Origin of the sequence: Wenzhouxiangella sp. XN24 (assembly GCF_011064545.1) — a bacterium.
Lineage (GTDB): Bacteria > Pseudomonadota > Gammaproteobacteria > Steroidobacterales > XN24 > XN24.
In genome coordinates, this window is the sequence record NZ_JAAMFG010000034.1 from 354,276 (window position 1) to 378,101 (window position 23,826).

Sequence of the window (23,826 nt, forward strand, 5' to 3'; positions counted from 1 at the left end):
ATCGGTTCCCTCGGTCTACTCGGCGACGCGATCGATCCTGATTCGCGTGGGGCCGGAGCTGCCCCGAGTGTAATTGACCGCACCGTAAAGGTCACCGGGGCGTTGCGCCGGACTGCCGGAGAGAGACACCCGCGCGATCAATTCGAGTTCCGCCTGGTCGGAGATCGTGACGCCATCCATCATCGCGTTGGCGTCGCCCATCTCGACGGCCATCGGCAACTCCGAAGCGGTCGCACGGATCACGGCGAGCGGCGGGCCGCCGGCGGGGTTGCGCGCGATGATGAACACCGGCGTGCCGTTCGAGACGCGTTCCGCGAGCGACGGGTCGAGGCTGATCTCGAGATCGATGACGCCATCATCGCCGCCTGCCATGCCAGCGTCATCGGGCTCCACGGGCTCCGGCTCGACCACGGCGACGACTTCAGCTGCCGGTTCCGCATCTTGCTCAGCACTGCCTGGCTCGGGATCGGTCGCGCCGGGCTCAGGCACCGCGCCCTCCGCCGGACCGGAGGCCACCGTGTCGGCGGCCGGCGCCTCATCTGCCGGGACTTCCGCGCTCGGCATCGACGGCGGCATGCCTGCAGGCGGCATACCGGCCGCTCGCGCCCGGGCCGTTTCCAGGCGCTCCTGGATCAGCGGTACCAGCGTTTCCGGCGGGCCAAGGGTCAACAACAGGCTGAGGCGCTCATCGGCCAATGCCCAGTTGGCGTTCTCGTAAGCATTGATTCCACCGTACCAGAGCCCCTTGGGATGCGAGGGGCTCATCGCGAGGACACGCTCGAAGATCGCCCCGGCCTCACCCTGCAAGCCGCTCGGGTCAGACAAGGCCAGCGCCTCGCCATAGTCCGCGAGCACTTGCGGCGAATCGGTGTTATCGAGTGCGACGGCCCGCCGATAGGCGCCGGCGGCCGCATTGAAGCGCTGCATCGACATGTAGCTGCGACCGAGCAGCAGCCAGCTCTCGAGGTCGTCGGGATTCTCCGCGAGGCGCTGCTCGAGCGCGTTCAGGGCCGCATCCATTTCGTGCATCCCCGCGGATGCGTCCGTTTGCACGGTGCCCGTTCCCCAGTCCCAGAGTGTCCAGTGCGAGTACATCATCAGCGACAGCACCGGGATGGCCAGGGCGATGACGATGCTTACCGCAAGCGCATTGGTCGAGCGCTCCGGGCCCTGCCCCTGCCGCTTCCAGGCAAGTAACACGGGCACGAGCACGAATGCCGCGGCCGCCAGCCCGAGGGCCAGGGCCGCGATCCAGAATTGCGTCATGTATTTTCTCCCATCCCTGCGGCTTCATCACCGGCGTCGCCGCTGCGGCGGCCGACCACGCTCACCATCACGCCGGCACCGATCAGCAGAAGAATCACCGGCGCGCCCCAGAGGAGGAAGGTCAGGGCGTTGAGCGGTGGATCGTAGAGTACAAAGTCCCCGTAGCGATCGACCATGTACTGCTTGATTTCATCGTCGGTGCTGCCGGCCAGGATCATGTCGCGGGTGATCTGCCGCAGGTCCCGTGCCAGGTCGACCTGGGACTCGGCAACGCTCTGGTTCTGGCAAACCACGCAGCGCAGGTCGTTGATCATGCGTTCGTAGCGGAGTAACTGCTCCTGGGTGTCAAAGACATCCTGCGGGTTCTCGGACAACACACCCTCGCCACGGGCTGCATCACTCGCCGCCAGCGCCAGGCCGGCCGCCAGGATCAGGACAACAAAGCATCTCATTGGACGCCCACCTGCATCTGGGCGATGCGCGGGCGGAACTCGCGCTGCCATACGGCCGGACTCAACGGGCCTGCATACTTGAAGACCACCGTGCCCTGCGGATCGAGCAGGAAGGTCTCAGGCGACCCGACGATACCCCAGTCCACCGCAGCACGACCCTCAGGATCATAGGCGATGCCTTCATAGGGATCCCCCAGGTCTCTCAGCCAGCCGAGCGCCTTGCGCCGTTCGTCCCGGGAGTTCATCCCGTAAATAGCCACTTCACCGGACCGCGCCAGCTGCATGAGGAAAGGATGCTCATGCCGGCAACTCACGCACCAGGTGGCCCACACATTCAACAGCGCGGGTTTGCCGAACATGTCGGCCGTGACGAAAGTCACGGACGGATCGCGCAACTCCTCGAGCTCGAAAGCCGGCGCGGGCTTGCCGATGAAAGGCGACGGCACTTCCCTGGGGTTGAGGAACAGCCCGACGTAGAGGAACCCCGACAGCACGAGAAACCCTGCTACGGGGATGAGGAACTTCAGCCCTTTCATCAGGCGGTACCCTCCTGCAGCTTGCCGCCCGTGGCCGGTTTTTCGGCCCGCTCGTCGGCTTCCTCTTCACGACGCACCCGATAGCGCTTGTCGGTCATGCCGAAGAACGCGCCAATCGCCATGACAAGAGCGCCGAGCCAGATCAGCCGGATATAGGGCTTGTACTGGATCCGCATGCTCCATGCGCCCTGGCCCAGCGGTTCTCCCATGGCCACGAAGATGTCCCGATGGAGGCGCGGATGGATCGCTGCTTCCGTCATGGGATTCTGCTGTACCAGGTATGTCCGCTTTTCCGGGAAGAGTCGCGTGACCTCGGACCCCCCTTTCTCGACGATCACCTCGCCACGAATCGCACTGTAGTTGGGGCCCTGGACGTTGCGGGTCCCGACGAAGGTGAAGGAGTAATCCTCGACCGTGACGGTATCGCCTGCGCGCATCCCGATATCGCGCGCGATGCCATAAGTCTCCACCATGGTCACGCCGATGACGAACAGGCCCACACCGAAGTGCGCCACGGCCATGGAGATCATGGTGCGGGAATAACCGCGCAGCGATTTCTTTTTCCACAAGTACTTGACCGGGTCGATGAAGGCCACTGCCATCACCCACACGCCAAGCAGGACGCCGATGAACTTCATCAGGCCGAACTGCTTGTACACGACCAGCGGCACGATCAGCGCAAACAGGAAGGCTGCAAGCGCGAACGGCCAGAGCTTGCCCTTCAGCTGGCTCCAGTTGGTCTTCTTCCAGGTCGAATGCATACCCAGCCCCATCAAGAGCACGAGCGGCAAGGTCGGAATGATGAAGACCGTATTGAAGTACGGTGGACCGACCGAAATCTTGCCGAGCCCGAGCCCGTCCAGGATCAACGGGTAAAGCGTTCCCAACAGGATCAGCAGTGTCGCCACGACGAAGAGCATGTTGTTGGCCAGCAGGAAGGTTTCCCGCGACAACACGTCGAAACCACCCTTCTGCGCCAGTTGCGGCGCACGCCAGGCATAGAGCGCCAGCGCAGTGCCGATGAAGAACACCAGCATGGCCAGGATGAACATGCCGCGTGACGGATCGGTCGCAAAAGCGTGCACCGACACGAGGACGCCGGAGCGCACCAGGAAGGTCCCGAGCAGGCTGAGAGAGAACGCCGACACGGCCAGCAACAGGCTCCAGCCCTTGAACAGCCCGCGACGCTCGGTCACGGCCAGCGAGTGCAACAACGCCGTGCCGACGAGCCATGGCATGAATGAGGCGTTCTCGACCGGGTCCCAGAACCACCAGCCGCCCCAGCCGAGCTCGTAGTAGGCCCACCAGCTGCCGAGGGCGATCCCGATGGTCAGGAAGGCCCAGGCCGCCGCGGTCCAGGGACGGACCCAGCGGGCCCAATCCTTCTCCACCTTGCCCTCGATCATGGCGGCCACGGCGAACGAGAAGGCCACGGCAAAGCCGACATACCCCATGTAGAGCAGCGGCGGATGAATCACGAGGCCGAAGTCCTGCAGCAGCGGATTCAGGTCGCGGCCGTCCAGCGGCGCCGGGATAAGGCGCTCGAAAGGATTGGACGTGGCCAGGATGAACCACAGGAACCCGACGCTGACGATACCCATGACGCCGATGACCTTGGAGGCCAGCGGCAAGGGAATCCGCCGCGTGTAAACGCCGAGCAACCCGCCCCATGCGGCCAGCATCAGGGCCCACAGCAGCATCGATCCCTCGTGGCCGCCCCAGACACCGGCGATCCGGTAGATCACCGGCAGCGCGAGGTTCGACTGGGCCGCCACGTAGGCGACCGAGAAATCATTGACGACGTGCGAATAGGTCAGCGCAGCATAGGAGATCGCGACGAACACGAAGTGGCCGATGGACACCGGTTTCGTGGCCGCGCTCCAGCCCGGCTTGTTGAAGATCGGTCCTGCAAGTCCGAAGAAGCCCTGCGCTACCGCCAGGCAGAGCGCCATGGCGAGCGCGACATGGCCGAGTTCAGCGATCATTGCCCTCCCCCGTAACCCGCCTCGGCGTACCCCGGCTTCTGGCTGCGAGTGTGCTCGAGCGAGGCTGCAACCTCGGGCGGCATGTAGTTCTCGTCATGCTTGGCGAGGATTTCGTCCGCGACGAACTGCCCACCGTCCATGCGGCCGTGAGCGACGATACCCTGGCCCTCGCGGAACAGGTCCGGCAGGATGCCGTTGTAGACGACGGGCAGCGTGTGCGCCTCGTCCGAGAGCGCGAACCGCACTTCCATCGTGCCGTCCGTGCGCTGGATGGATTCCTCGACCACCAGGCCGCCGACCCGGAAGCGGCGATCTTCCGGCGCCTCGCCGGCCTGCATCTGGGTGGGACTGTAGAAATAGAGGATGTTCTCGTTCATGGCCTTGAGCAGGAACGTCGTGCCGAGGCCGACGCCGGCGAGTACGAGACCGATGGCGACCAGGCGCTGGTGGCGAGATTTCATTCAGACCTCCTCTGTGGCCAGCCGACGGCGGGCCTTTTCGATGTGCAATTGCAGGCGACGACGCGCCAGGAAGATATTAGCGCCAAGTACGACAAACGTCAGCGCTGCGCTCGACCAGACGTACCATGTGTATTTACCGAAAGTCAGGTATTCCACGACTATCCCTTTCCGATGACATCACGAAGCCACTTTTTGTTCCGCTCCCGGACGAGAATTTCTGCCCGCGCGCGGACCATGAGCACCGCGAAAAAGAAAAACGTGAAACCCAGCCACATGACCAGCAGCGGGATCAGCATGGAGGGCTCCATGCTCGGCTTGCCCAGCTTCGAGATCGTGGCCGGCTGGTGCAGGGTGTTCCACCACTCCACCGAGTACTTGATGATCGGGATGTTGATCACGCCGATGATCGCGAGCAGCGCACTGGCGCGATCCGCGCGGTTCTCGTCATCGATCGCTGCGCGCAGCGCCATGTAGCCGAAATACAGGAACAGCAGCACCAGGGTAGACGTCAGGCGCGCATCCCACACCCACCAGGTGCCCCACATCGGCTTGCCCCAGATCGAGCCGGTGGCCAGGGCGACCACCGTGAAAGAAGCACCGATCGGGGCGCAGGCCGCCGCGACGGCGTGGGCCAGCTTGATGCGCCAGATCAGGCCGACGGCCGCAGCGACCGCCATCACGACGTAGCCGAACTGCGACAGCCATGCGCTCGGCACATGGAAGTAGATTATTCGGAAAGCATCCAGCTGCTGGTAATCGGGTGGTGCAATCCACAACCCGCCCACGGTGCCCACGGCGATCAGGGCCAACGCGATCCAACCGAACCATGGAATCATGGATCCGGACAACCGCCAGAAATGGGGCGGCGAACCAAACTTATGTATAAATTCCCACATGACGGCTATTTAACAACCAACTAGAACGAGTCTCAATTGCGACGAATACTCATGCGCTCGTGCGGCAAAATGTATCCACACGCGACGCCGAGGGCCTAATACACTGATTATCCGCTGATTCGACGACGGACGCGAGGCCTAATCGAGGCTGATGCGCATCGCGACGGCCATCCCCGCAGGCGCCAGGCTCACGGCCAGGAGCAGGACGGCCGTCAACAGGTACATCACGCCGCTGACCTCGAGGCCCTGCATCGACAAATCGGTGGCGCGCGCGCCGAAGATCAGCACGGGCATAACGATCGGCAGGATCAGCAGCGACAACAGTCCCCCGCCCCGCCGCAGCCCGACCGTCAACGCCGCCATCACCGCGCCCGCAAGGCTCAACACGGGCGTCGCCAGCAGCAACGCCAGCATCGTCGCCGGTACGGCGTCCGCGGGCAGGAACAAGGCGTGTCCCACCACCGGCGCCATCAGCACGAGCGGCAGGCCCGTCATCAGCCAGTGCGACGTCGTCTTCGCCAGCAACAGCAGCGACAGCGGCTGCGGCGACAGCGCAAGCTGCTCCATCGTGCCGTCCTCGATGTCCTGCCGGAACAGGCTCTCCGCAGCCAGCAGCGAGGCCAGCAGCGCCGACACCCAGATCACCCCCGGCGCGATCGCCATGAGCAGCTCGGGCGCCGGGCTCAGCGCCAGCGGGAACAGGGTCGTCACCATGACGAAGAACATCAGCGGGTTCGCCGCCTGGCCGATATGGCGATAGGCGAGGCGCAGATCGCGCGTCAGCTGCAGCCAGAAGGCGGTACCGAGACCTGGCCATTCCATCAGCCCAGCTCCAGGCGCCGCGTGACACCGGCACCGACGCCGTGCGCCTGGTGCGCCACCAGCAGCACCAGCCCGTCCCGCTCGAGATGTTCGCTCATCATCTGGTCCACCAGCTCCCGGCCGTGCACGTCGAGGTTCGTATAGGGCTCGTCCAGCACCCACAGCTTGGCGCGGCTGGCGAGCGCCCGCGCCAGCGACACGCGCCGCTTCTGCCCGGCCGACAGGCTGCGGGCGGGCACGCCGCGCTGCCGCGTCAGGCCGACCCGATCGAGGGCCGCATCAACATCGGCCGCCGTCAACGAAACCCGCAGGCCCAGCTGGAAGACGAGGTTCTCCTCGGCAGTGAGATCGGCCTTGAGGCTCTCGCGGTGGCCCAGGTAACAGGTGCTGGCGTGAAAATCCGCGCGATTGCGCAACAGTTTCCTGCCGCGCCACATGACCTCGCCGGTCTCCGGCAGGGTCAGTCCGCACAGCACGCGCAGCAGGCTGGTCTTGCCGCAACCGTTGGGTCCGACGACGTGCAGCAATTCACCGGCGCGCAATTCGAAGCTGACACCGGTGAACAGGCGGCGCTCGCCGCGCCAGAGCTCGAGCCCCTGGCCTTCCAGCAGCACGCCGGGCGCGGCGGCACTCATGACGGGCGTCGCCGGTCGCGGCCGGGCGCCTGGGTTGGTTTTGCCGGCAATGCAGCTCTCCATCCTGAACCTGGATTTCCCGGCCGGGCGACTCTCGCCGCCTCTCCGGCCCGCTCCGGAGTCGGCCTCCGGGCGCCGCGCAGTATACACTCCCCGAAAAGAGACGCGGCATCAGGGCGGCCCGCAATAGCCGCACCCGGACCGCGGCGAGAAAGCAGCCAGGAGGGAGAACCGGCCATGGGATACAAAGAAGTCTATGAGCAATCCATCCGCGAGCCCGAGAAATTCTGGGCGGACGCGGCGCGCAACATCAGCTGGGAAGCCCCGTGGAGCAAGGTGCTCGACGACCGCAACCCCCCGCTGTACCGCTGGTTTCCCGACGCGCAGCTGAACACCTGCTACAACGCGCTCGACCGGCACGTCGATGCCGGGCACGGCAGCCAGGTCGCCCTGATCTACGACAGCCCGGTGACGGGCACCAAGGCGCGCTTCAGCTACCGCGAACTGCGCGACCGCGTGGCGCGCCTGGCCGGCGGGCTGGCCGGGCTCGGCGTGACGAAGGGTGACCGGGTGATCCTCTACATGCCCATGGTGCCCGAAGCGGTGATCGGCATGCTGGCCTGCGCAAGAATCGGCGCGATCCACTCCGTGGTATTCGGTGGCTTTGCCGCACGCGAACTGGCGACGCGCATCGACGATGCGAAACCGAAAGTCATCCTGTCGGCTTCATGCGGCATCGAGGTCAGCCGGGTCATCCCCTACAAGCCCTTGCTGGACGAAGCCATCGGGATCGCCGCTCACCAGCCGGACCGTTGCGTGATCCTGGCGCGTCCCGAGGCGCGCTCGGAACTCAAGAACGGGCGCGACCTCGACTGGGCGGAACTCGAAGCGGAAAGCACTCCCGCCGACTGCGTCCCGGTGGCCGCCACCGATCCGCTCTACATTCTCTACACCTCGGGCACGACCGGAATTCCGAAGGGCGTGGTGCGCGACAACGGCGGCCATGCAGTCGCCCTCGCCTGGAGCATGAGCAACGTCTACGGCGTCCAGCCGGGTGAAGTGTTCTGGGCCGCGTCCGATGTCGGCTGGGTCGTGGGCCACAGTTACATCGTGTACGCGCCGCTGCTGCATCGCTGCACCACGGTGCTCTACGAGGGCAAGCCCGTCGGCACCCCCGACGCAGGCGCCTTCTGGCGGGTGATCGAGGAACACGGCGTCAGCGTGATGTTCACCGCCCCGACGGCATTTCGCGCGATCAAGCGCGACGACTCCGAGGGCGAGTTCATCAAGCGCTACGATCTCGGCCGGCTGCGCGCCCTGTTCCTCGCCGGGGAACGCTGCGATCCGGACACGCTGCAGTGGGCCAGCGACAAGCTCGGCATCCCGGTCGTCGATCACTGGTGGCAGACCGAGACCGGCTGGCCGATCGCGGCGAACTGCCTCGGCATCGAGCAACTGCCGATCAAGCCGGGCTCCCCCACCCGTGCGGTGCCGGGCTACGACGTGCGTGTTCTCGGGGACGACGGCAAGGAGGTCGCGGACGGAGACATCGGCAGCATCATGATCCGCTTGCCGATGCCCCCGGGCACCCTGCCGACCCTGTGGGGCGACGATCGCCGCTACATCGAGTCCTATCTCAGCGCGTACCCGGGCTGGTACCTGACGGGCGACGCGGGTTATCGCGATGCAGACGGCTACCTGTGGATCATGAGTCGCATCGACGACATCATCAACACTGCCGGCCACCGGCTGTCCACGGGCGCGATGGAGGAAGCCCTCGCGGCACACCAGGACGTCGCCGAGGCGGCCGTCATCGGCGCCCAGGACACGCTCAAGGGGGAGCTGCCGGTCGGGCTCGTGGTGCTGAAATCGAACGTGTCGCGCTCCCACGACGAGATCAAGGCGGAACTGATTCGCATGGTGCGCGACCGGATCGGCCCGGTGGCCTCGTTCAAGAAAGTCGCGATCGTGGACCGGCTGCCGAAGACCCGCTCCGGGAAAGTGCTGCGCGCGACCATGCGCAAGATCGCCGACGGCAAGGACTACGCGGTGCCGGCCACCATCGACGATCCGCTGATCCTCGACGAAGTGACAGACGCGCTGAAGTCCATCGGCTACGGGAAGTAACCGGTCCCGAGGGCTTTCGACACGCTCACGTGTCGGGGTTCGCGCCGAACGGCGGCGCGGGCGACGCCCCCGGGGCCGACGCTCCGCCGCGGGACACGCCGGCCGTGAGGCTGAATCGCAAGGCCTCGTGGACCGGCATGTCGATTTCTTCCAGCTGCTCCCGGGGCAGCATCAGCATGTAGCCGCCGATCTGGTAGCTCATGGGGAAGTAGACCGCGACGATGTCCTCGGCACCCAGGTTCCCCGGCAGGTCGGCGGTGTTCTCGCGCGTGACGAAGCCGATCATCCGCGCATCGGTGCCGGGCCAGTTGAAGGCGACCACCGAGGCGAAATGACGCTCCTTGTGCGGCGAGAACATCGTGATGACGTCCTTGACGGCGCCGTACAGCACCTTGAGGACAGGCAGGCGCAGGAACGCCGCCTCGAAGCTGCCGAACAGGCGTTGCGCCAGCCAGGTGCTCATCATCGCGCCCACGAGCAGCACCAGCCCGAGCCCCGCCAGGAAGCCGAGCCCCGTGACGTACAGCCCCTCCGGCAGCAGCCACTGGATGATGCCGCCGAGCACCGCCTCCAGCGTGACAGCGAACCACGCGAGCACCGCCAGCGTGATGGCGATGGGCAGCACCGTGAACAAGCCGGTCAGGAACAGGCGCGAGACCAGCTTCCACATCGAGCGAGGTTCAAGCGGCGCCTTCACCTCGCCCACTCGATGCAATCGATGCCGCGGCGATTACTGCCGCGCCAGTCACTCCGCCGACGCGCCGCCGAACAGTTCCCGCAGGAACATGATGGTGGCGGCCTGGAAGTAATCCCGGTTGGTCTTTTTCCTGAAGCCATGACCCTCGTCCATCGCGAGCAGATACCAGGCCTCGAGCCCGTTTTCCCTCACTGCCGCAACAATCTGTTCCGATTCAGTGTAGGGGACGCGCGGATCGTTGTATCCCTGGGCCACGAACAGGGGCGACGTGATGCGCCCGGCATTGTTCAGCGGCGAGATGTCCTGCAGGAAGGCGCGCATCTCCGGATCCCGCTCGTCGCCGTACTCCACCCGTCTGAGGTCGCGCCGATAGGACTCCGTGTTCTCGAGGAAGGTCACGAAATTGCTGATCCCCACGACGCTGACGCCGCCCTGCAGACGCTCGTCGAAATGCACGAGCGAGGCCAGCACCATGTAGCCTCCATACGATCCACCGTAGACCACCACGCGGCTCTCATCCAGGTCGGGCTGGGTGGCGATCCAGTCGAGCAGCGCGCCGATGTCCCGCACCGAGTCCTCGCGCAGGCGGCCGTTGTCCATCTTGAGATAGCTCTTGCCGTAACCGCTCGAGCCGCGCACGTTCGGACTGATCACCGCGGTCCCGAGTTCGTTCACCAGGTACGCGTTGAACGAACTGAAGCTGGGCCGCGACTGGGACTCGGGCCCACCGTGAATATCCACCAGGACGGGATGGGGTCCCTCGGTGGCCGGCCGGTAGACCCATGCAGGAACCGGGAGCCCGTCGAAGCTTTCCACCCGCACGAGTTCCGGCATCGGGAACTCGGATGTGTCCAAACCGCCGACCTCGCTGCGGGTCCAGCGCGCCAGGTTCCGGTCCTCCAGTCCGTAGACGAACACATCGCTGGGGGAACGCGCGGTGTTCAGGGTCATCGCCAGGGAATCCCCGTCCGGGCTGTAGGCCAGCCCACCGATCAACCCGGTCGGGAGGGCCGGAGCCGGCAGGGCCGCGTAGGTATCCACGTCCACGAGGTACAGCTCGGACGTGCCCCCGGCATTGACCACGTAGGCCAGCTGGTCCCTGGAGCGCGGCAGGGTGAAGGCGCTCACGTCCCATGGGATGTGCGCCGAGACGGGCGTGCTTTCGCCCGTGTCCAGTCGCAGGTGATGCAACTGCTTGAACTCGGCGTTGTGATCGTGGGCGATATAGACGCCCTCGCCCGTGCGATCGAAGGCCGCGCCCGCATGCCCCACCGGGACATCCTGCCGATTGACCTGGGTGAGGTCGCCGCTCTCGATATCGAGGATATGAATCTCGCTGTCGTTGATCGAACGGTAGTTGATCAACAACAGGCGCGTGTCGTCCGGCGACCAGTCCATGGCGACCCATAACCCGTCGGCGGTAAATATCCGCTTGTGCGTGGTGTAATCGCCGTCGAGTGTCGCAAGGTAGATGTCGTAGTTACGTCCGTCGCGCCGCGTGCTCGAATAGACGAAACGATCTCCCTTGTTCGACCAGTTTGCGCCCGTGTTTCGCGACGTGCCGTCGCTCAGCAGGCGGCTCTCGCCGCTCACGAAATCGAACCAGTAGAGCTGGAAGAACTCGTTGCCGCCGGTGTCCCGGGTGTAGACGAAGCCGTTCAGCGACGGATCCGGCGACACGGCTGCGCCGGACACCGGCTCCTTGAAGAATGTCAGCTGTTCACGCATCGCCAGTGGCGCGGCGACACGATGGATCTGGCTTGTTTCGCCGAATCGCGTCGAGACCAGGACCCCGCCGTCATGCAGCCAGCTGGCGAGCCCCGCCGAGCGGGTGTTCTGGTACTGCTCGAGGCGTTCGGTGACATCCGCGGGAATCTCCGGAATGTTCTCGAGCACCAACGTGCCCCGCTCGACGCGTTCCGGCGCAGCATGCAGAGCGGCGGGCAGCAGGACGAGGAGACAGACGAGGAAGGCGGGACGTGAAAACTTCGGCACGGCGGAACTCCAGGGAAGGGACTCCCGATATCCTAGCCTGCCATGCCGAGTGAATCGAGTGGCGCTAGGCGCCCGGCGCCAGGGCCAGACCGGGTTCGGGCAGGACACATCTACGGTGCGTGGCTGGGAATAGATTGGTGCCCGGGGCCGGAGTCGAACCGGCATGGCCTTGCGGCCGGGGGATTTTAAGTCCCCTGCGTCTACCAGTTTCGCCACCCGGGCCGTGCCGCCGCGTGCATTCGACTGGAGGCGCGGACCGGAATCGAACCGGTGTTCACGGCTTTGCAGGCCGCTGCGTAACCACTCCGCCACCGCGCCACATGGGCTCCCTTGCCTCCGGGAGGGCCGAGACTTTAACACACGCGGCGGCCCAACGGGATGTGTCACCCGATGGACGGATATCCTCGCTAGTCGATGGATGAGCGGTCGAAACCGAAGCTGTAAGCGTGGTGTTCAAGCGGTTCCAAACTGCCGGTCTGGTAGGTATCTACCTGGACCTCGCCACCGTCCATGATCGAGACGACGCGAAACATCGGCGTGTGCCGCGTCTCGTCGGGGATCTTGGTGCGTTCCAGGGCCGGAATATGGAGATAGTGGACGTGGCCGATCTGCCGCGAATGAACCACCCGGTCCATGTCCATATGCAGGTCGCCGGAGATGACCGCGGCGAGATTGGGCTGGGCGACGACCTCGGCAAAACGCGGGTTGTGGACGCCTTTTTCCGCGTTCTCTGGATACACCCCGGCCTGGGCGGCATGGACGACCAGGAAGACCGGCTTCGGCGCGGCGCGCTTCACCTGTGCGAGGATCCAGTCGATGCCGTCATCGTCGAAGTCCCGGCTGAAATCGGGCGAAGCATGAACCATGACGACCGGCCCATGGTCCCGGACATAGCTTGGTCCCGATATCTCCGCGTTCCAGCGACCCGCGTAATCAATGAAACGCGCTACCGTCGAGTTGTGTTCCTCGTTGCCCATGATCGGGTAGAAGGGACGACTCAGGCCTTTCAGTACCGGAGTGACATTCTCGTACTGGACGATCGTTCCCTTGTGCGCCAGGTCGCCCACGCCGACGACGAAATCGATGCGTCCACGGGCTGCAATCGAGTTGACGTCTCTCACCGCAGCCTCGACGCCGGGAAAGCGAGGCTCCGGCTTGGGCTCGGCATCACCGAGCACGGCGAAGCGCAGCAGTACCGCATCGGTGTCCGCCGCGCTGGCACCGCCCCAAGCGGCTGTCATCGACAAAAACAAAATCGCTGTGACCGTCTTGAGCCGGACTTGGATATCCATTGAGTTGGCAGGCCTCCATCATTCGCGCCGGCGCCATACCAGTGCGTTCAGCCGATAACACTACCTGCCCAATGGTGACGGTATTATGAAAATAAAAAAAAGGCCCCGGCAGACGGCTGGGACCTTTTTTACCTGCGGCAGCCAATGTGCCGGCTTCCGTGCATGTCCGCACCCGCCGGAGCATCCACGCAAGCTATTGAAATCTGGAGCGGGAAACGAGACTCGAACTCGCGACCCCAAGCTTGGCAAGGTTGTATCGGGCCAAAAAATGCGTCCACATGAAATCTTAACTCCCTGTTTTCATTGGTTATCGGTCCGCATGAGTCCCTATGAGTCCACCTCAGGTTTTTATTGCTTTTTAGTACTGCCGATAACAGAAGCATCTGGCCCACGTTGAGAAATGGCACTCGGTGCGGTCTGCGAGCCTGGAGACTTCTCACCGAAATCGGAACGACAATGCCTGACCTCTCACGAAAGTGAGAACGCGAACGGTTGCGCGTACGTCGCGGGCCGTACTGGCAGCGCCTGGATAAAGGGAAGTATCTGGGGCTCCGCCGCAATCCCGGCGTCGACACGTGGCATGTACGACTGCGGGACCGCTCCGGGAAGCAGCACCACCATAGCCTCGGGCCAATGAATTCTTACGACGAGGCCAAGAAAGCCGCTGAAGCCTGGCTCACACAGGCAGGAGCGACACTCTTGGAATGCCCTGGCACGTTCATTCCAGTCCGAAAATAGGGCAACCGCTAGATCGAATTGCGCCTGTGCGTGGGCAAGGCGACCATAAACCTGAGCACAGCGATCCATCGGGTCGTTTGTCTCAAGCAGGAAATCGAGGTCACCGAAGGTGATACTTGGCATGCTCGATGGAATTCCGGGGACTGGCCTCAAACAGTCGGTACTGGGTTTACCGCCCTTGAGTTGAGGTCGCGTCGCCTGCAAGTATTCGAGAACAGTCAGCATGCTGCCAAGCGTCGATATGAGCTTATTCCCTTTCGCGCATTGACTACTTGTGGGCTCCCTTCGGCGATGACGACGCTCCAGCTCAAAGGCAGCGAGCGCCCCAAAAACGAGCGGGCAATTTTCAGTCGTTTCGCGCTTATCCTTCACAACCCTTTCATCCGGTTGCGGTGGTCAGCGACCGTCGCGGCTGCGGCGACACGAAGCTCAGGAGAAACTTCGTCGCCGTTGCCTTCTGAACATAGCAATGCCGCAGATTACCGCTGGAATGGCGATCACGAAAAGCCAGATATTGGCATTGGCAATTTCCACCTGCGAGATCGGATCGATTTTTATCATCGGGAAAGTGCCACGGGAGATCAGTTGCGACGCGAGTTGGTAACCCAGGTGCAACCCGATGGATGCCCAGATAGTGCCAGTGAGCTCCTTCGCCAATGCAAGCAGAAAGCCGAAAGATAAGAACTGCAAGGCACGATCCCATCCGATCGACCAGCCATTGGTGAACCCGGTCCACTGAAGTAACGTAACAAAGACGAAGGCCCAGACCATGAAGAGAAGCGCTTGGATGGCGATGGCCTGCCATAGTCCAAGCTGCCTCTTCAGCTTGCCGAGCAGAGCCTGCCGGAAGATCAGCTCTTCGGGGATTGCTTCGGCAATCAGCACAAGAATGGCCAACCACAATGCACTGGTGACGGCCTGTGCTGTGAGAGGCGCCAACTCGATCTGGTAGTCACCGATCAATAACCCGAAGCCAAGACCGGTCAGCGCCAACACGCTGACCGGGACAAGGACGAAGCCCAGAGCACTAACAGCCCGCGAGATCGAAGGCGCCTTCCTCCCTCGACCTTTTGCGTCCTTTTCCCTGAAAGTGAAGGTAATCAAAAGCCCCGCCATGCAAAATACGATTGCAATCACCCAATACGGGATGCCCAGGGATTGACCGACAAAGCTCGGGATGAACCAGGCCAGCACTGCCAGCACAAGAATCGTGAAGACCGAAAACCAGTCCCCCTGCTTTCCGCTGTCAGACATCATCAGACGCTTCATCGATTGATTCTTCCTGTCTGTCCGCTTGCAGGACCGCCGCCGCCCACGGCGATCGTGAACTGCCCCCTGCGATCATCCTCCCAGCCCGACGAACATTGATGATGAAACTCGCTGTACCGAGATCCAATCCCGGGCAAGTCACGATCGGTCATTGCCCGAAGGCACCAGAGACGACACTCGGGATCTCGGACCTCGGTATCCGCGACAGTTCCGCAAAGCTTGACCCCCCGAACAACAATTGGTCCACCACGTGCCAGCCGACGCAGTACGCCTCGCGCTCAAGGCCGGCGGTTCCTTCCCCAACGGTGAACCGATTGACCGCCTCTGGATTTTCTTCTAGGAGATGCTCCACGATCCCTGCCATGATCTCCTCGAGGCGTGCGTTGCACTCCTGAAGCCAGTCGTGGCTCGCACTCAAGTGCTTCAGATCCGGGAGCTCGGGAAACAGCGCGCGGGTTGCATGCATCGCCAATCCTTCTGTGAAGACTACGTCGGCCACTCTCGTTTTCGGCTCTGCCAGCAGTCCTGACAACACGAAGTGGACCGCATGAACAAACTCATGCGCCATGGCGATTTTGCGTTTCTCTGGCGCCATCTCCGCGGGAACTGCCACGAACAGACTCCCATCGGGATTCGGAGCGAAAAACGCATTGTCCTCAAACATCCCAACGAAATAGAGCAACCCCATGGGTGGTAATTCTTCAACGGCACCAAGCAACTCAACAACACTGTCAACCACAGTCTCTGGCAAAGGCGAAAGTATCGATGCGCCGGCGCGGATGTGAGGCTCTGCCTCGGCATAGCGAGGCCAGACACGATCCAACATTTCTCTTGCTCGCTCATCTCGATCAGGGAGGCCCGGTGGCAAAGCGACGAAGTCATAGTGCTCCTTCCAAAGCTGGAAGCGGGCATCCAGGTCGTCGACGTCGATAGCCTGTGAATAGAACGACATGAACCTCGGTGTGAGATCGATAACGCGAATACCGGCACCGGAATTGCTGGACGCTAAACCAGGCGTGGACCAACCAAAGAGAACCATTACCAATGAAACTATTATCTTTGCTGCAATCGCCATCAGATTCTCCGCGGACAAGCCCTTGTCAAAACACGGGCTGAAACAACTTTAGGTTTCAACAATCTGACCATTCCGGAAAAACTTCTTCATGTGGGGGCTCTACCGGCCTCTGCACGTAGCATCCGGAGCAACTCCTCGCCCCGTGATGACAGCCGGTAACCCGTACCGAGGCTTTCGGTAAGACCGAGTTTCTTCAGTTTCCGCACGTTGGCCTTAAATCGCTCCTTTCCCTGCCCAACAAGACCACAAATGTCCAATGCGCGGACGCCCGGGTGAGCATCCAGTGTTTCCAGCGTAGACATCGTCCAGGGGCCTCCTGGCGCCCTCGAATCCAAACGACGTAACCCGATCTGCAGATCTTGGAACACCGCTGCCGTGGCTACCCCAGTTTCGCGTAGCGCGACTCTTGGGTCTGGCTGTAGCGCGCCAAGCGCGATTCGGTAAACGTCACCATCAGCTCGACGGTGCAACTCATCCAGCAACGCAGCTTTCGACTCGTAACCTGCATGTCGCGCATCTTCATTTGAGATTTGCTCTAGTGACACCACTTGGACAGTTTCGATCGTAAGTTGCCCGACCGGAGTGAGGAGGGTTCCGCCCGCGCGAACGGACGGTCGCCGCCAACGTCTGAACGCCAGCGTGATACTCCCTTTGCGAATTCCTTCAAGGAACGTGGCCCGAAAAAGCATCACGTCCTCTCGGTTGGAGGCCATTGGTAAATCCCGGCCCGACGGGACGCCCATTTTTTTTCGGATATCCCGAGGCCGAGCGCCGAGCCTCGCCGATCTTCCAACGGCAAGAAATTGCGGAGGCGGCGAACGCCTGGTGAACTCATAATGATTCAGCGATATCCGGCGTCCTGGCTAAAATTAAATTCATTCCGGCCTCAGCGCGGCGGTAGCCAGGCTGCACGGCGAGTGCCGCAGAAAACGCCCGCGCAGCCGACTCGTACTTGCCTTCCTTATATAAGATCTCTCCACACCATACGTGGGCCTCCGCGAGGCCCCAGCCTGCGACCGGGTCGTCTGCCGACTGGCCGAATAATTCAATAGCCCGATCCAGCGCGTCTAAAGCAAGACTATTGCTCCCACCAAAGATCCGTGGGCGCCAGTACAAACCGACGCCTTCCATATACCAGGCAGTCGCACTGCTCGGATCCAGCGTGAGGGCGAACTGGATTGCACGGGCAGAGCGAGGCCCAAGCCGCATGCCCTTGAGGAACCCCCCGGTGCCGATCAGCATGCCCTCTATACCACCGCGCAAAGCCATGAGATCGGCGTCGGAAGTGACTCTGTGCGACTCCGATTCAATAATGCTAAGCGCCTGGCGCAATCTTCGCGCCGCGTTATCTTCATCTCCACGCATCATATGCATGCCGGCGAGCCGATAGTCGGCCAGTGCCGCGATGAAAACCCGATCCGGCTCAATGCGATCTCGAGATGCCAGCGCTCTGTCAAGCTCGTCGGCGTGATACGCATCCGAAAATTCAATCCAGCTCGCTAGCTCGGAAGAGTGGCTTTCAGCACAGAGCCAGAATGTTGCAACGATAAAGAAGACGGAGAGGGATCTCATCGGATATTACCCGGCATGTCGACCACTTGCTTTCAGTCTGACTTACCCCGAATTGATACGGTAGTGACCAAACTCAGTCCCTGCAGATGACAATTGTCACAGCCGACTTGAGTGGTCAGCTGCCTTGGGGCAAGGAATAGTCCGACCAGTCGTTCGCGAACATCAAATATGCTTCCTCCGTGACACCGGACTTCTATCGCTAAGGTAATGCATCCACGGACCTGAGGACTGCCCGCCCAATCTTTTCTCTTTTGGCAAGGTCACTCAGGCGATCAGGCGTATCGATATTGAGCGCAAAAAACACCGGCCCTGTTGGCCATTCGATCCATCCAACCCACCAGCCCATTGACCCCTCCCAGCCAGTCTTCGCACGGAGAATCCAGTGACGTCCGGCCTCAACGATCATGATGTCTTTCACTAAACGTTGATGCTCCACAGAGAATGGAAGTGCGTTCCGGTAAAGACGCTCCAACATCGCGATCTGCTCGTAGGCTGATATGGCAAGGTTGCCATCCACCCAATAGCTCCCATCTTGGACCGTCGGATCCGCATTTCCATACGCTATCCGCTCCAGGTATTCCCGAGCTCCTTGAACGCCGATTGCGTTCGCGAATTCCTGGTAAACCCAAATCGCAGAGCTGCGCATCGCCGAGCGCAGGTCCTGGTCGCGATTATGCTGTGCAAAACTCCGTTCAATCCCATCCCACGCAAAAACTTGAAATTCATCTCTGACAACTCCCGCATCAAGAGCGAACAAGGTGTGCACTATCTTGAAAGTTGAGGCGGGTGAGAACCTCACGGCCGCGCGCTCGGGGGCATATACAAGAAGCTCACCTCCAGCTCCCTCGCCCTGAGTGGAACCACGGCGATCCGCTACGACAATAGTTCCCGTAGCGTCTTCATTGTCGAAGAACTTTTCCCAATCAGGGCGCTGCTGTCCAGCACCGATCGCGAGCGATGGCGTAGCGAATACCAATAGCGACAACAACCGAAGGAGCATTGTTCCTCCACGAGACTGGCAGGCCATATGGACCGTGAACGTGTCAATTCAAGGATTCTTTGTGACCGTACACACTGGTCTGTGACTCGGCCTCATTGAAACCTTGACTCGTCACCGCACTATAACTGCACGACGGGGACGCAGATGCGGCAGCCAAACCGCCCCTCGGCATCACCGGGCTTCAACCCGTCCGGGTAATGTTCAAAGCAGGGACGGTGGTCGAGCTGAAGGCCGCTGGATGGCAACCATTCCCGGAGCAGCGCCGTCCATGCATCACCAATCTCGTCCGGCGTGCCAAGAAAATCGAGTACCGCGTAGCGCCCTCCGGGCAGAATCGTGCGAAACGGACGCCGGGTCAGTAATAGTTCTTTAGGTACTTCGACGCAGGCATCGTAGCGGCACAGATTTTCAAGCGTGATGTTCTGATCGTCATGGCTCACGCCGAACAGCGGCCGCGTAGAGATATGGTTTTCTTGAAGCCACGGCGAAACGACCTCCTCCCAGAACTTGCCGACGTTTCGGCCATACGGACCGGTATAGCGAAGGTAGGCGACCGAGGCAGGGCGCAGTGTGTGAATGCGGACTTTCATGGCGGACTCCGACATTTGGGGGAACACGACCCCATGATGGCGCCCACCTAAGCCCTCCTCATGACTGGGGTTGCTCCACGCTGGACTGGATTTGCTGAGTTCAGATCCTTCGTGAGCGTTCTCGATTCGCCAATAGCGAGGGGAGCTGATGAAACGTTTTTTGAATGCGCGCGAAAAAGCCTCCACGGACTGGAAACCCACACCCAGTGCAATGTCGGTCACGGAACAGGCTGGTTGCGTAATCAGCCGCGTGGCAGCCACCTCGAGCCGTCTGCGTCGGATATAGGCGCCAAGGCTCTCACCGACCAAGGCCCGGAACAACCTGTGAAAATGGAAGGGGGAGAATGCAGCAACCTTGGCGAGGCCTTCGAGTTCGAGCGGTTCCGCAAGGTTGTCGTCAATGTATCCAAGAACCCGATGCACGCGGAACTGGTATGCGGCGCGACTGGAGTCAGTAGGACTGTTTCCCTTCATTCAGTGATCGCCTCGCTTTGCGCTGAGTTTCATCGCCCAGCGAAACCCATGCGCGGGGCCTTGGGAAGCCAGATATCTGGCTGGCAGGGGAACGGCGAAAGAAAAGACAACGACATCACCCGTATTCCATGTCAGCGCACACCCGTGGCGCGAGCAAAAAAACACCCGGCCGCCGCGAAATGGATATCCACATGACTGACGTGTTTGCTGCGAAATATATCTTTCAGGCACGAATCCAGGCTCGGTCCTTCGACCAGTTCCGCGGTCACCATCATTGCCTCGTGGTCGAACGCGCGCACCGATAACGACCGGCCAAGTAAACACGGGGGTATTTCTCCGACACGGGAAAAACGTTCCACGCAGCCCTCAAGAACGAAGATCGCATGCGATGACCGGTATGGAGAATGCACCGCCATGTGTTCGTAATTGACAAGTATGATGCTGGCGTTCAGCGGCGCATCTCGCAGTGAGATCCGGTCTGGGAAGCCCGGTTCGGAGTCGACGCGCAGACGCCTTGCACGATGAGCTGCCAGCCCCGCATCATCCCGGCCCCAGAGATACTCGAACCTGCGAGGATCCAGCCCTTCTATCTTGTAATCCATGTTCAGCTCCACACTTGCCAAGGCGCCCGTTCAACGCACCCGTCCTGCGGCGAAGTCCTACGGAAAGTGACAAGTCGGTCGAGTGGCTAATTCCGCGGGCCAGACGGAAATCACCTCTTCTGCCCGCGTGTCGGCAATCTACCTGGGTGTAAACATCGGGACCGCTGTTTCCCCCGGTCCATCTTTCCTGATCGCCTTTCGGAGCCTCGCGGAGACCGTGCCACCAACCGGTGTTGTCTCGAACCGCTCACCGAATGTCCAAATAAGTGACCGGCCTTCCGAGATCGCATCCTGAACCGAAGGGACAGAGAGCGATGCCTCGTGGCTTTCCTTATTCTCCCAGACCTCCGTGACCCATAGCGCATCTTCGTCCTGCAGGTCATACGCCACGATGTAGCTGAGGCAGCCAGGCATACCGCCAACCCCATCAATCAGCACCCTGGCCAGGGCTTCTCGCTTGCCGTGTAAAGCGATAATTTTTCCCAATAATCCGAACATTTCATCTGGTCTCCTGGTCGAAAACACTCCGACTCCCATCAGGGCCACCGCACCACCCGCGAGCGCGAACATGAATGCTCGCCTTGCCGGCGAGTCACACTCGGTTTGTGCCCTAGTCATATACAGGACTTACGGGCAAGGGCCAGTACCCTGCGCTCGAAGTCACTGAATACGTCGGTGTCAGGGTTGTACTGTGGCGAGCTTTCAACCATGCGCACGGCGACCAGTCCTGCTGCAGGGAGTACCACCAGATACTGGCCGAGGTATCCCCGCGCGCTATAGCCGATGACTTCCTCACCATCCCGGACCAGCCACCAAAGCAGCCCAACCTTATCGGTCAGTTCGGAACTGGGCTGAATACTCTCGTCGAACCACTGCTCGTCAATCAGGCGCGCACCGGCCCACTCACCTCGTCGGATGACAAGCTCACCAAGCGTGGCGAGATCACGAGCATGGATCTGCAGACCTGCCATTCCGTGCGGGTTTCCAGCGCTGTCGCGTGACCAGCTGAAATCGGTAATGCCAAGTGCACTAAACAGGTTGTCACGCAGGAACTCGTCGAGTGGCTGACCCGAGGCTCGACCTATGACTCCGGCGAGCAGATTCGTTGCGCTATTGTTGTAGACGAAGCGTGTGCCAGGCCTCTGTACGATCGGCGACTCGAGAGCGAACCTGACGAAGTCATCACTCTCATAGATCGGATGCGTTGGCATGGGCGAAAACAGCCCTGAAGTGTGGGACAACAGGTGACGGACGGTGATCGATTCGCGCCCCCCGGAACTCCATTCACGATAGAAATCATGAACCGGGACGTCTATGGATTCGAGAAGCCCCAGCGTTAGCAATCGGCCGATAGCCAGGTTCAGGATTGATTTCGTGGCGGACATCGCCTCGATCCTTCGGCTCTCGCCTTGGGCGTACCACTCGCCGACGAGCTTTCCATTCAGGTTGATGACCATAGCCGTCGAGCCGCTGGCGGCGGCCGCCGTCACCATACATTCCAAGGCGGTTGGGTCAACGCTTTCCGCGGCTGGCCCTACCGTCGTTTGCTCCAGCGTGGTAATGCGCGCTGCGATCGCTGCTTCACGCTCGGCCCGTCTCTTCTCTCGCTCGACGAGGTAGCCCTGCCAGGCAACAGAGTTCTCGCGAACAAGGCGCATCGGGACGGCACGCTCACCCTGATCGTGCAACACCAGCGTGCCACGCGCTTCGCCGTCATGGACAGTGCCGCGAAATATCCGCGCGGGCGTAATGCGCATGACTAGAACATCTCCGTCTAGCTCGACGGACGCTATCGGAATATCAAGCACACCTTCGGCCGGAAGCGAAAAGGTGCCGGTCAGTCGTCCGTTTTCGCGATTGAGCGAGATCAGCACTTCGCTGGCGTCAGGGGCTTCCCCGAGTTCTCCCTCCCACGTGCCTTCGTATGTTGGCGTGAACAGTTCACCTGATGCAGTCTGTGCACCGAGCGTAAGGACTATCAATGCGATATGGGTTAGATGTTTCATTGAGTTGCCTCTTGGAACCAAAAACAGGGTTTAAGCCGGCGCAGGAGTGATGGGTTCATGCCAATCAACGCGGTAGTCATGTATCCACGCCAGCCTTTCTTCTGTCGCGAACAGACGTAAAGCGATCGGCATCATCAGATCCCTCAGCCATGCTGCCGCGCGATTCGGAGGAGCCTTGTAGTTTCCTCGCTGCCGACCCACCGCGACGATTCGCTCTGCACGCGGCTTGCGCAAAGCCTCGTAGCGTTCCAAAGCCGCTCGTGTCGGGGCTAGATCACGAAGGCACTTCGCCAGGACTAACGCATCTTCTATGGCCAGCGAAGCGCCCTGCCCTGCGCTTGGTGATACTGCATGAGCTGAGTCACCGACCAGGACCGCACGCCCGCGATGCCATCTGGGGATTGAAGGGATATCATGAATCGGCGCAACCCAAATACTCGGCGCGCGGCGAATGAGATGGGTGATGTAGGCAGGATCTGCCGAAAACAGCTCCACGAGCTTCTGGCGCCAGCTCGCCATGGAAATTTCATCCAGCTCGTCGCGTTTCGGTTCGCTCTTGTGCCCAATATTGGCAAACCACCAGGCTTCCCCGTCATCACGTACCGTGTAACCGAAGAACGCGCGACGCCCCCAGACCATACGCATTGTGTCAACCGTAGGTTCAAGGCCAGAGTCTCGAACAATGCCCCCGAAATTCAACAGGCCCGTATAACTCGGACCAGGCGCAATAGGCGACATGATTTGTCGGACACGCGAATGAATTCCATCGGCACCGATCAGCAGGTCCGCACACGCCTCGGTCCCGTCAGTGAAGCGTGCCGTGACCGAGTCACTTGCCACTTGGTAGGTTAAGAGCCGCTTGCCGTAGTGAAACTGAACTCCTTTTGATTGCGCGGCCACTGCGAGGGATTCCTGCAGCGCGCCTCTTGAGATGGTCACACTGGGGATTCCGTCACGCAGGCTGCCGTTGCAAACAATCCCTAAAAGTTGGCCTGCAGCATTCCGGAACTCCGACCTCGGGGTCGGGATCGTCTGTTCACGAAGGACCGGCTCCAAGAGGTCCAATTCATCGAGCGCGCGCATTCCATTGACGCCGAGCCCCAAGAAGAGACCCGGCGATTCGGGTTGTCCTCTGCGGGCTTCGTAGACAGTTGCTTCAATACCAATGTTTCGCAATGCCATTGCCGTCACGGGGCCCGCGATTCCTGCGCCGATTATCAATACCCGCATGTCCCTCTTCTTCCTCTCTAGATCAGGCCATGGCCAAGGTAGGATTCGCTCGGTTTTGCGACCGGTCTATCGGTACGCCGTGGGCCGGAAAATACTGAAGAGAATC

24 protein-coding genes and 2 tRNA genes are annotated in these 23,826 nt (G+C 61.5%); 1 reads left to right on the forward strand and 25 read right to left on the reverse strand.

Annotated elements, in window-relative coordinates; all coding sequences use genetic code 11:
- Positions 1-15 precede the first annotated feature (15 nt).
- From G6032_RS09325 to ccmA, 9 genes are all read right to left on the reverse strand, one after another.
- A complete protein-coding gene (locus G6032_RS09325) occupies positions 16-1,266 on the reverse strand; it encodes a tetratricopeptide repeat protein (RefSeq protein WP_165281863.1) in 1,251 nt (416 codons plus the stop codon).
- Positions 1,263-1,718, reverse strand: coding sequence for a cytochrome c-type biogenesis protein (locus G6032_RS09330; RefSeq protein WP_165281864.1), 456 nt, complete (start codon positions 1,716-1,718; stop codon positions 1,263-1,265). The genes G6032_RS09325 and G6032_RS09330 overlap by 4 nt, the downstream gene beginning before the upstream one ends.
- Positions 1,715-2,254: a DsbE family thiol:disulfide interchange protein gene (locus G6032_RS09335; protein WP_165281865.1), complete on the reverse strand. Its 540-nt coding sequence runs from the start codon at positions 2,252-2,254 to the stop codon at positions 1,715-1,717. Before G6032_RS09335 ends, G6032_RS09330 begins: the two co-directional genes overlap by 4 nt.
- Positions 2,254-4,239, reverse strand: a complete 1,986-nt coding sequence (locus G6032_RS09340; protein ID WP_165281866.1) for a heme lyase CcmF/NrfE family subunit — start codon at positions 4,237-4,239, stop codon at positions 2,254-2,256. Before G6032_RS09340 ends, G6032_RS09335 begins: the two co-directional genes overlap by 1 nt.
- On the reverse strand, positions 4,236-4,700 hold the full coding sequence (gene ccmE / locus G6032_RS09345) for a cytochrome c maturation protein CcmE (RefSeq protein ID WP_165281867.1): 465 nt from the start codon (positions 4,698-4,700) through the stop codon (positions 4,236-4,238). The genes G6032_RS09340 and ccmE overlap by 4 nt, the downstream gene beginning before the upstream one ends.
- Positions 4,701-4,856 (reverse strand): heme exporter protein CcmD, encoded by a 156-nt coding sequence (gene ccmD / locus G6032_RS09350; RefSeq protein ID WP_165281868.1) that lies wholly within the window; start codon positions 4,854-4,856, stop codon positions 4,701-4,703.
- 2 nt (positions 4,857-4,858) lie between these two features.
- Positions 4,859-5,596 (reverse strand): heme ABC transporter permease CcmC, encoded by a 738-nt coding sequence (gene ccmC / locus G6032_RS09355; protein WP_165281869.1) that lies wholly within the window; start codon positions 5,594-5,596, stop codon positions 4,859-4,861.
- 138 nt (positions 5,597-5,734) lie between these two features.
- Positions 5,735-6,418, reverse strand: coding sequence for a heme exporter protein CcmB (gene ccmB, locus G6032_RS09360; protein ID WP_165281870.1), 684 nt, complete (start codon positions 6,416-6,418; stop codon positions 5,735-5,737).
- On the reverse strand, positions 6,418-7,053 hold the full coding sequence (gene ccmA, locus G6032_RS09365) for a cytochrome c biogenesis heme-transporting ATPase CcmA (RefSeq protein WP_165281871.1): 636 nt from the start codon (positions 7,051-7,053) through the stop codon (positions 6,418-6,420). The genes ccmB and ccmA overlap by 1 nt, the downstream gene beginning before the upstream one ends.
- Before the next feature lie 237 nt (positions 7,054-7,290).
- Between ccmA and G6032_RS09370 the strand changes: the two genes are divergently transcribed.
- Positions 7,291-9,180: a propionyl-CoA synthetase gene (locus G6032_RS09370; RefSeq protein ID WP_165281872.1), complete on the forward strand. Its 1,890-nt coding sequence runs from the start codon at positions 7,291-7,293 to the stop codon at positions 9,178-9,180.
- A 25-nt stretch (positions 9,181-9,205) separates the two neighbouring features.
- Here G6032_RS09370 and G6032_RS09375 read toward each other — a convergent pair whose 3' ends face one another.
- The 16 genes from G6032_RS09375 to G6032_RS09450 all read right to left on the reverse strand — a co-directional run bounded on the left by G6032_RS09375 (position 9,206) and on the right by G6032_RS09450 (position 23,720).
- On the reverse strand, positions 9,206-9,877 hold the full coding sequence (locus G6032_RS09375; RefSeq protein ID WP_346763786.1) for a DUF502 domain-containing protein: 672 nt from the start codon (positions 9,875-9,877) through the stop codon (positions 9,206-9,208).
- Positions 9,878-9,925: 48 nt separating this feature from the next.
- Positions 9,926-11,872, reverse strand: a complete 1,947-nt coding sequence (locus G6032_RS15935; protein ID WP_206211905.1) for an alpha/beta fold hydrolase — start codon at positions 11,870-11,872, stop codon at positions 9,926-9,928.
- Between the two features lie 135 nt (positions 11,873-12,007).
- A tRNA-Leu gene (locus G6032_RS09385) sits at positions 12,008-12,094 on the reverse strand.
- A gap of 22 nt (positions 12,095-12,116) precedes the next feature.
- Positions 12,117-12,190 (reverse strand) — tRNA-Cys (locus G6032_RS09390).
- Positions 12,191-12,279: 89 nt separating this feature from the next.
- On the reverse strand, positions 12,280-13,113 hold the full coding sequence (locus G6032_RS09395; protein ID WP_240902100.1) for a metallophosphoesterase: 834 nt from the start codon (positions 13,111-13,113) through the stop codon (positions 12,280-12,282).
- 519 nt (positions 13,114-13,632) lie between these two features.
- Entirely contained in the window at positions 13,633-14,274 is a 642-nt protein-coding gene (locus G6032_RS09400; RefSeq protein WP_165281875.1) for a hypothetical protein, read from the reverse strand.
- Positions 14,275-14,331: 57 nt separating this feature from the next.
- A complete protein-coding gene (locus G6032_RS09405) occupies positions 14,332-15,171 on the reverse strand; it encodes a type II CAAX endopeptidase family protein (RefSeq protein ID WP_165281876.1) in 840 nt (279 codons plus the stop codon).
- 148 nt (positions 15,172-15,319) lie between these two features.
- Entirely contained in the window at positions 15,320-16,246 is a 927-nt protein-coding gene (locus G6032_RS09410) for a hypothetical protein (RefSeq protein ID WP_165281877.1), read from the reverse strand.
- A 379-nt stretch (positions 16,247-16,625) separates the two neighbouring features.
- The gene (locus tag G6032_RS09415; RefSeq protein WP_165281878.1) at positions 16,626-16,769 is read right to left on the reverse strand and encodes a hypothetical protein; all 144 of its coding nucleotides are present in this window, start codon (positions 16,767-16,769) and stop codon (positions 16,626-16,628) included.
- A 308-nt stretch (positions 16,770-17,077) separates the two neighbouring features.
- Positions 17,078-17,818: a tetratricopeptide repeat protein gene (locus G6032_RS09420; protein ID WP_165281879.1), complete on the reverse strand. Its 741-nt coding sequence runs from the start codon at positions 17,816-17,818 to the stop codon at positions 17,078-17,080.
- A gap of 199 nt (positions 17,819-18,017) precedes the next feature.
- Positions 18,018-18,818 (reverse strand): class D beta-lactamase, encoded by an 801-nt coding sequence (gene blaOXA / locus G6032_RS09425; RefSeq protein ID WP_165281880.1) that lies wholly within the window; start codon positions 18,816-18,818, stop codon positions 18,018-18,020.
- Positions 18,819-18,937: 119 nt separating this feature from the next.
- The gene (locus tag G6032_RS09430; protein WP_165281881.1) at positions 18,938-19,882 is read right to left on the reverse strand and encodes an AraC family transcriptional regulator; all 945 of its coding nucleotides are present in this window, start codon (positions 19,880-19,882) and stop codon (positions 18,938-18,940) included.
- A gap of 131 nt (positions 19,883-20,013) precedes the next feature.
- Entirely contained in the window at positions 20,014-20,484 is a 471-nt protein-coding gene (locus G6032_RS09435; protein ID WP_165281882.1) for a DUF1203 domain-containing protein, read from the reverse strand.
- 138 nt (positions 20,485-20,622) lie between these two features.
- Positions 20,623-21,054 (reverse strand): antibiotic biosynthesis monooxygenase, encoded by a 432-nt coding sequence (locus G6032_RS09440; protein WP_206211906.1) that lies wholly within the window; start codon positions 21,052-21,054, stop codon positions 20,623-20,625.
- Positions 21,055-21,098: 44 nt separating this feature from the next.
- A complete protein-coding gene (locus G6032_RS09445; protein ID WP_165281883.1) occupies positions 21,099-22,490 on the reverse strand; it encodes a serine hydrolase domain-containing protein in 1,392 nt (463 codons plus the stop codon).
- 30 nt (positions 22,491-22,520) lie between these two features.
- Complete coding sequence (locus G6032_RS09450; protein WP_276610948.1) at positions 22,521-23,720, reverse strand: NAD(P)/FAD-dependent oxidoreductase; 1,200 nt, start codon at positions 23,718-23,720, stop codon at positions 22,521-22,523.
- Between the last annotated feature and the right edge of the window lie 106 nt (positions 23,721-23,826).

Coding starts and splice junctions, on each gene's coding strand:
- G6032_RS09325 (WP_165281863.1), bottom strand. CDS start 1,266: ATGACGCAATTCTGGATCGCGGCCCTGGCCCTCGGGCTGGCGGCCGCG.
- G6032_RS09330 (WP_165281864.1), bottom strand. CDS start 1,718: ATGAGATGCTTTGTTGTCCTGATCCTGGCGGCCGGCCTGGCGCTGGCG.
- G6032_RS09335 (WP_165281865.1), bottom strand. CDS start 2,254: ATGAAAGGGCTGAAGTTCCTCATCCCCGTAGCAGGGTTTCTCGTGCTG.
- G6032_RS09340 (WP_165281866.1), bottom strand. CDS start 4,239: ATGATCGCTGAACTCGGCCATGTCGCGCTCGCCATGGCGCTCTGCCTG.
- ccmE (WP_165281867.1), bottom strand. CDS start 4,700: ATGAAATCTCGCCACCAGCGCCTGGTCGCCATCGGTCTCGTACTCGCC.
- ccmC (WP_165281869.1), bottom strand. CDS start 5,596: ATGTGGGAATTTATACATAAGTTTGGTTCGCCGCCCCATTTCTGGCGG.
- ccmB (WP_165281870.1), bottom strand. CDS start 6,418: ATGGAATGGCCAGGTCTCGGTACCGCCTTCTGGCTGCAGCTGACGCGC.
- ccmA (WP_165281871.1), bottom strand. CDS start 7,053: ATGAGTGCCGCCGCGCCCGGCGTGCTGCTGGAAGGCCAGGGGCTCGAG.
- G6032_RS09370 (WP_165281872.1), top strand. CDS start 7,291: ATGGGATACAAAGAAGTCTATGAGCAATCCATCCGCGAGCCCGAGAAA.
- G6032_RS09395 (WP_240902100.1), bottom strand. CDS start 13,113: ATGACAGCCGCTTGGGGCGGTGCCAGCGCGGCGGACACCGATGCGGTA.
- G6032_RS09405 (WP_165281876.1), bottom strand. CDS start 15,171: ATGAAGCGTCTGATGATGTCTGACAGCGGAAAGCAGGGGGACTGGTTT.
- G6032_RS09410 (WP_165281877.1), bottom strand. CDS start 16,246: ATGGCGATTGCAGCAAAGATAATAGTTTCATTGGTAATGGTTCTCTTT.
- G6032_RS09415 (WP_165281878.1), bottom strand. CDS start 16,769: ATGAAGATGCGCGACATGCAGGTTACGAGTCGAAAGCTGCGTTGCTGG.
- G6032_RS09420 (WP_165281879.1), bottom strand. CDS start 17,818: ATGAGATCCCTCTCCGTCTTCTTTATCGTTGCAACATTCTGGCTCTGT.
- blaOXA (WP_165281880.1), bottom strand. CDS start 18,818: ATGCTCCTTCGGTTGTTGTCGCTATTGGTATTCGCTACGCCATCGCTC.
- G6032_RS09430 (WP_165281881.1), bottom strand. CDS start 19,882: ATGAAGGGAAACAGTCCTACTGACTCCAGTCGCGCCGCATACCAGTTC.
- G6032_RS09435 (WP_165281882.1), bottom strand. CDS start 20,484: ATGGATTACAAGATAGAAGGGCTGGATCCTCGCAGGTTCGAGTATCTC.
- G6032_RS09440 (WP_206211906.1), bottom strand. CDS start 21,054: ATGTTCGCGCTCGCGGGTGGTGCGGTGGCCCTGATGGGAGTCGGAGTG.
- G6032_RS09445 (WP_165281883.1), bottom strand. CDS start 22,490: ATGAAACATCTAACCCATATCGCATTGATAGTCCTTACGCTCGGTGCA.
- G6032_RS09450 (WP_276610948.1), bottom strand. CDS start 23,720: ATGCGGGTATTGATAATCGGCGCAGGAATCGCGGGCCCCGTGACGGCA.